At 60.6% G+C, this 6,554-nt stretch carries 6 protein-coding genes; 3 read left to right on the top strand and 3 right to left on the bottom strand.

Features of this window, described 5'->3' with window-relative positions:
* Nucleotides 1-322: PfkB family carbohydrate kinase (locus HA43_RS18110; protein ID WP_139803631.1), on the top strand; the 322-nt coding region annotated here is incomplete at its 5' end.
* On the opposite strand, the gene HA43_RS18115 is transcribed toward HA43_RS18110, so the two are convergent.
* The gene (locus HA43_RS18115) at nt 265-1,005 is read right to left on the bottom strand and encodes a winged helix-turn-helix domain-containing protein (protein ID WP_039385241.1); all 741 of its coding nucleotides are present in this window, start codon (nt 1,003-1,005) and stop codon (nt 265-267) included. The genes HA43_RS18110 and HA43_RS18115 overlap by 58 nt on opposite strands.
* 405 nt (nt 1,006-1,410) lie before the next feature.
* On the opposite strand from HA43_RS18115, the gene HA43_RS18120 reads away from it, so the two are divergent.
* Nucleotides 1,411-2,709, top strand: a complete 1,299-nt coding sequence (locus HA43_RS18120) for an NCS2 family permease (protein WP_217647492.1) — start codon at nt 1,411-1,413, stop codon at nt 2,707-2,709.
* 54 nt (nt 2,710-2,763) lie between these two features.
* Here the strand turns inward: HA43_RS18120 and HA43_RS18125 are convergent, their stop codons facing one another.
* The gene (locus HA43_RS18125) at nt 2,764-4,218 is read right to left on the bottom strand and encodes an AMP nucleosidase (protein WP_065648978.1); all 1,455 of its coding nucleotides are present in this window, start codon (nt 4,216-4,218) and stop codon (nt 2,764-2,766) included.
* Nucleotides 4,219-4,490: 272 nt separating this feature from the next.
* Here HA43_RS18125 and HA43_RS18130 point away from each other — a divergent pair, with 272 nt between their 5' ends.
* On the top strand, nt 4,491-5,912 hold the full coding sequence (locus HA43_RS18130; RefSeq protein WP_039385236.1) for an EmmdR/YeeO family multidrug/toxin efflux MATE transporter: 1,422 nt from the start codon (nt 4,491-4,493) through the stop codon (nt 5,910-5,912).
* Here the strand turns inward: HA43_RS18130 and HA43_RS18135 are convergent.
* On the bottom strand, nt 5,901-6,554 hold a 654-nt coding region (locus tag HA43_RS18135), incomplete at its 5' end, for a 3'-5' exonuclease (RefSeq protein WP_094112298.1). The two genes, HA43_RS18130 and HA43_RS18135, sit on opposite strands and share 12 nt — an antisense overlap.

A 6,554-nucleotide genomic window follows, 5' to 3' on the forward strand; every position in this document is an offset into this window, starting at 1 on the left:
TCCACGCGCCGGAAGGGGGCGTGGGGGGACAGAAAGGGGCGGTGAGGCGTGCTGGCAGCCGGCGTGGCGGCTGAATGCCAGCGACATTGTCGGCAGCGTGGGAGCGGGTGACGCTTTCTGCGCCGGCGTGCTGTACGCCAGCCACGAGGGCTTTACGCTGTCAGACACGCTGCAGCTGGCGCACACCTGCGCCTGCTTTAACCTGCGCGCGGCGAACGCGCTGGATGGGATCCGGCCGCTGCCGGAGATGCAGCGCTGGATGGATCAGGCGATCTGCGATACGCGCGCTGCCGGACGCACCACGTCAGCTGAAAACACATAGCCGAGGCCGCGAATGGTGCGGATAAGGTTTGGCTGATGCGGGTTAGCTTCGATTTTGCGCCGCAGCCGCATGATCAGCACGTCGATAGTACGGTCAAAGACATCCAGCGTTTCGCTGTGCGTCAGCTCCAGCAGCTGGTCGCGGGTTAACACTTTGCGGGCGTGTGCGACCAGCGCGCGCAGCAGCGTATATTCCCCCTGCGTCAGCGGCACGCTTTCACGCTGCGGATTCAGCAGCTGGCAGCGCACCTCATCCAGCTGCCAGCCGTTGAACTGCCAGCCCGCAGGGATAACAGCGTCTGGTTCATCCTGCCTGCCGCTGCGGCGCAGTGCGGCGCGCGCCCGCGCCACGACCACGCGCGGATTAAAGGGTTTAGCGATATAGTCATCGGCACCCATTTCCAGGCCCACCACCATCTCCGCTTCCGATCCCATTCCGGTCAGCATGATCACCAGCACATCCGGCCGCTCACGCTGGATCTGCTGCAGAACCAGCAGCCCGTTCGTATCCGGCAGCATCATATCGAGCATCACCAGCGAAATATCCGGATGCTGCGTCAGCAGCGCCTGAACATCGCGCCCGAGGTGGCAGCGATACACGGCGGAAACGTGCTCACTTAAGACATCGTGCAGCAGTTCGCAGATGGCACGATCATCGTCAACGATCAGTATCGCGGGCTTCATGGCGCGGCCTCGTTATCATGCAGAGAGTAAAGGCACTATAACCTGCTGTTTTTAGCCTGCTGAATCGTGCAGCAGAAACGTGAGCGATATCGCCAGGCAGAACGCGAAAGCGTGCGGCACCGCAAAATTATCGCGCTTTATAGGGCAGCAAGGAAAACGATTGCGCAGCAGCGGGGCAATGCACCATAATCGCGCCTCTTTCTGGTTCAGACTTTTCTTAACCGGATGCGCAACGGAAAACGTAAACGATTGCGCAGGAGATGGCACAGCAATTGCTATCAGGACAGGGGAAAGCGGAGGGGACACCTCACGTCCGGCAGGCTCGCTTTCAGCAACAACGATCAGCTGTTAACCACTTTGGCCAGTGAGAACGCGCAGCCGCTGCGTCTCCGCTCATGAGAGAAAATGATGTTAGAGAAACTGTTTAAGCTTAAAGCGCACAACACCACCGTGCGCACGGAGATCGTGGCGGGGATCACCACTTTCCTCGCCATGGCCTATATCCTGTTTGTTAACCCCTCTATTCTGGGCGCGACCGGCATGGATAAAGGGGCGGTGTTTGTGGCGACCTGCCTGGCGGCGGCGATCGGCTCAATTCTGATGGGACTGATTGCTAACTATCCGATTGCGCTGGCACCCGGCATGGGGCTGAACGCGTTCTTTACCTACACCGTGGTGCTGCATATGGGCTACACCTGGCAGATTGCGCTGGGCGCGGTGTTTCTGTCGGCGGTGATCTTCTTTGCGCTCTCGATTTTTAAAATCCGCGAGTGGATTATTGCCAGCATCCCCCTGCCGCTGCGCGCCGGCATCGCCGCCGGTATCGGCCTGTTCCTGGCGCTGATTGCGCTGGAAGGGGCCGGCATTGTGGTGGATAACCCGGCGACGCTGGTCGGGCTGGGCGATCTGACCAAACCAGGGCCGCTGCTGGCGCTGCTCGGCTTTTTTATCATCGTGGTACTGGAAGCGCGCCGCGTGACCGGCGCGGTGCTGATTGGCATACTGGTGGTGACCTTTATCTCTATGGGCATCGGCCTGACGCCGTTTGGCGGCGTCTTCTCCGCGCCGCCTTCAATCGCGCCTACCTTTATGCAGCTCGATATTGCCGGCGCCTTTAATGTGGGGCTGGTAAGCGTAATTTTTGCCTTTCTGTTTGTTGATGTGTTTGATAATACCGGCACCCTGCTGGGCGTAACTAAGCGCGCAGGTCTGGCGGATGAGCAGGGCAACGTGCCAAAAATGGGACGTGCACTGATTGCTGACAGCGCGGCTGCGCTGTTTGGCTCACTGCTCGGTACCTCAACCACCACCAGCTATGTGGAATCTGCGGCTGGCGTCAGCGCCGGCGGACGCACCGGCCTGACGGCCATTGTGGTGGCCGCGCTGTTTCTGCTGAGCCTGTTCTTCTCGCCGCTGGCGGGTAGCGTACCGGTCTGGGCCACCGCCCCGGCGCTGCTGTTCGTCGCCGTGCTGATGGCATCGGGCCTGGCGGAAATCGACTGGAAAGATGTGACGACGGCGGCACCGGTAACGGTAACGGCGCTGACCATGCCGCTGACCTACTCAATTGCGAACGGCATCGCCTTTGGTTTCATTACCTGGACCGTTGTTAAGCTGCTGAGCGGCCGCGCCCGTGAAGTGAATAGCGCACTGGTGATCCTCTCGCTGCTGTTTGTCATCAAGCTGGGCTGGCTCAGCGCCTGATGAAAAAAGGGAAGCCCGGACGGGCTTCCCTGCTGATAATGGCTGGCCGGTGCGTTAGCGGAACGGCGGCTCATTAAAGGTGCGCAGCTTGCGGGAGTGCAGCTTATCGCCCTCGGCGCGCAGCAGCTCTACCGCACAGATGCCAATCTGCAGATGCTCAGAGATGGCCCCTTCATAAAAGCGATTCGCCTGACCCGGCAGCTTGATCTCACCGTGCAGCGGTTTATCTGATACGCACAGCAGCGTGCCGTAAGGCACGCGGAAACGGTAGCCCTGCGCCGCGATGGTCGCGCTTTCCATATCCACCGCCACGGCGCGGCTCAGGTTAAAACGCAGCGCGGAAGCGGCGTAGCGCAGCTCCCAGTTACGATCGTCCGTGGTCACCACCGTACCGGTACGCAACCGCTGTTTAACCTCTTCACCCGGCATACCGCTCACTGACTTGGTTGCGTCATAGAGCGCACGCTGCACTTCGGCGATGCTGGGTACCGGAATATCCGGCGGCAGCACGCTGTCGAGCACATGGTCATCACGCAGGTAGGCGTGCGCCAGCACATAGTCGCCAATGTTCTGACTTTCGCGCAGGCCACCGCAGTGGCCAATCATCAGCCAGGCGTGCGGACGCGTCACCGCCAGGTGATCGCAGATCGTTTTGGCATTGGAGGGGCCTACACCAATATTAACCAGCGTAATTCCGCGCCGGTTAGGCGAGGTAAGATGCCAGGCGGGCATCTGATGCTTTTTCCATGCCAGATCGGACATCATCGCCGCGGGATCGGCCGTTTCCGCCGTGATCACCACATCACCGGCGCAGGCGAGGCTGTCATACGGCGTGGCGGGATCCTGCACCTGTTCTATCGCCCAGCGCACAAACTCATCGACGTACCGGGTGTAGTTGGTAAACAGCACGAAAGGCTGGAAGTGTTCCACTGCCGTGCCGGTGTAGTGCCGCAGGCGCGCCAGCGAGAAGTCGGTACGCAGTGCGTCAAAATGGGAGAGCGGAAAGCGGGCATCGGCGTTGAACAGGCCATCTGCGGTCTCATCGCCAATCTGCGACAGCTCGGTGGTCGGGAAATGGCGGGCAATACTGGCGCTCATCGAGCGATCCAGCGACAGATCCGAACCGTCAATCACGTAAGGGTAGGGGATCTCCTGCTGCGACGGCCCCACTTCAATCAGCACGTCATACTCTTTCTCAATCATCTGCAGCTGCTCGCTGAGATAGTGGCGCAGCAGCGCAGGGCGGGTAATCGTCGTGCTGTAGCGGCCGGTATGGGTAAAGCGGCCCCAGGCACGGGTGCGGTTCTGCTGCGGACCCTCTCCCTGCCAGGTCAGGCGCAGCTCCGGATAGACAAACAGCCCCTGCTGCCGCTGCTCTGCGTCGGGCAGCGTACCCTGTTCAGTGAAGTCGCGGATAGCGTTGCGCAGCGCCTCAACCGCCGCATCGTAGCAGCGCTCCAGTTCATCCAGTGCCTGATGGGCAGTCAATCCGTTCCGTTGTGTTTGCATAGATTCTCCTTCAGGAAAATGGATCAGGTTGAGCAGAGCATAGCGGATAAACCGGCTGATATAATTAAGAATCTGTGACGCTATGCCAGCGTAATTATTGCGTACAGAAATTAACGTGGCTGCGCAAAGCGGGCAGAAATAAAAAGTTTGTAATAATGATTAAATGGCCGCTGCAAAGACTTTGCATAATCGCCGGGCGCCTATCATCATTACCTCTCCTCTCTTATCCAAAGTGATTTGGTACTCTCTTGCAAAATCCCGGTGTGGCAGTAATGCGGGCGGTGCGTAATACGGCGTGGTATCCGCGGCGCCGGATGTACCGCACGCTGTTGTGGCGTGAGATCGCGCCGCTGGCGATCCCTATCTTTATTGAAAACCTCTGCGTAATGCTGATGGGCGTGCTAAGCACGTTTCTGGTCAGCTGGCTGGGCAAAGAGGCGATGGCGGGTGTCGGGCTGGCAGACAGCTTCAACATGGTGATCATCTCCTTTTTTGCCGCTATCGATCTCGGCACCACGGTGGTGGTGGCATTTAGCCTGGCGCGCCGTAACGGTAAACGCGCCCGCGCCGCCACCCGGCAGTCGCTGGGGCTGATGACCGTGCTGGCGCTGGTGCTGGCGCTGGCGATTGAGTTCTGGGGACACCTGATTATCGACGTCATCGCCGGCAGCGCCGATCCGCAGGTCAAACAGCTGGCGCTGAGCTATCTGCAGACCTCCGCCTGGAGCTACCCGGCGGCGGCGATTGCGCTGATCGGCAGCGGCGCCCTGCGCGGGGCGGGCAACACCAAAATCCCGATGCTGATCAACGGCGGCATGAATATCCTGAACATCATGATCAGCAGCGTGCTGATTTATGGCGCGCTGGGCTGGGAAGGGATGGGCTTCGTCGGGGCGGGCCTCGGGCTGACGATTTCGCGCTATATCGGGGCGCTGGCGGTGCTCTATGCGCTCTGGCGCGGTATCAGCCCGGCGCTGAAGCTTACGCTCAGCAGCTACTTCCGCCGCTGGGATCGCGCCATTCTGATGGAGGTGCTGGGCATCGGGGTGCCGGCGAGTATTGAGTCCGTGCTGTTTAACGGCGGTAAGCTGCTGACGCAGATCTTTGTCGCCGGTATGGGCACCAATGAAATCGCTGGCAACTTTATCGCCTTTTCTATCGCCACGCTGATTAACCTGCCGGGCAACGCGCTGGGTTCGGCCTCTACCATTATTACCGGCAAGCGTCTGGGACGGAATCAGGTGATGCAGGCGGAGCGGCAGATCAGGCATGTGTTCTGGCTGGCGATGATCGGGCTTTGTACGCTGGCGCTGATCACCGTGCCGCTGGCGGGTACGCTGGCGCGCTTCTATACCCGCGACCCGGAAGTGATTGAAGTCACGAAACATCTGATCTGGCTCAACGCCGCGTTTATGCCGATCTGGACCGCCTCCTGGGTGCTGCCTGCCGGACTGAAAGGCGCCCGCGATGCGCGCTATACCATGTTTGTATCAATGTTCAGCATGTGGGGCGCTCGCGTGGTGGCAGGCTACCTGCTGGGCATCGAACTGGGCATGGGGGTGATCGGCGTGTGGCTTGGCATGTTCCTGGACTGGACGGTGCGCGGTCTCTGCTTCTGGTGGCGGCTCAATAGCGGCAAGTGGCTGCATAACTACCGGCGTATGGTGGCAAAAGCGGCTGGCTCAGCACCATAACTCACGCAAAGGCGTCTGCGGCGGGAAATGGTGGGCACACTGCGCCTGCAGCAGCTCGGCACAGCCCAGCGCGTCCGTCAGCGCATTATGGGCCGGATAGTGCGGCAGATGATAGCGCGCCCGGCTCTCCGGCAGGCAGAGCGAGGGACGCGACCTGCCGCGCCAGAGTCTCTTCAGCCGGCTGACCGGGGCGTGCTGACAGAGCAGCCCCTCCAGCGCCAGCGTGTCGATACAGGGGAAAATAATGCCCTCTCCGATGCGCCGCTGCAGCGCCGCGTTCAGAAAATGCTGCTCAATGCCGCGATGGTGCACCACCATGACGCGACCCGCCATCATCGTCAGCAGCTTCAACAGCCGCTCGCTCAGGTCGGGCGCCTGCGCGACCGTCGCGTGGGTGATGCCGTGGATCACCACCGATTCATGGCGCAAGTCGGCCCGCGGGTTGAGGATCCAGTATGCGCTTTCACTCAGCCGGATACGCGTCAGGCTGAAAGGGATAAGGCCAATACTGACAATATCGTCGCGCCGGGTATTCAGCCCGGTGGTTTCAAAATCCATTGCCAGCAGCGGCACCTCGCCGATCGGCGTCGCCGCGTCCGGTACGCCAGCCCGGTAGTAGTGCTGCAGCGCCGGATGGCGTGC

This window comes from Pantoea eucrina (genome assembly GCF_002095385.1).
Taxonomy (GTDB): domain Bacteria; phylum Pseudomonadota; class Gammaproteobacteria; order Enterobacterales; family Enterobacteriaceae; genus Pantoea; species Pantoea eucrina.

Excerpts from the sequence above, each read along its gene's own strand:
- HA43_RS18125 (WP_065648978.1), bottom strand. The coding sequence starts at position 4,218 with ATGCAAACACAACGGAACGGATTGACTGCCCATCAGGCACTGGATGAA.
- HA43_RS18120 (WP_217647492.1), top strand. The coding sequence starts at position 1,411 with ATGATGTTAGAGAAACTGTTTAAGCTTAAAGCGCACAACACCACCGTG.
- HA43_RS18130 (WP_039385236.1), top strand. The coding sequence starts at position 4,491 with ATGCGGGCGGTGCGTAATACGGCGTGGTATCCGCGGCGCCGGATGTAC.
- HA43_RS18115 (WP_039385241.1), bottom strand. The coding sequence starts at position 1,005 with ATGAAGCCCGCGATACTGATCGTTGACGATGATCGTGCCATCTGCGAA.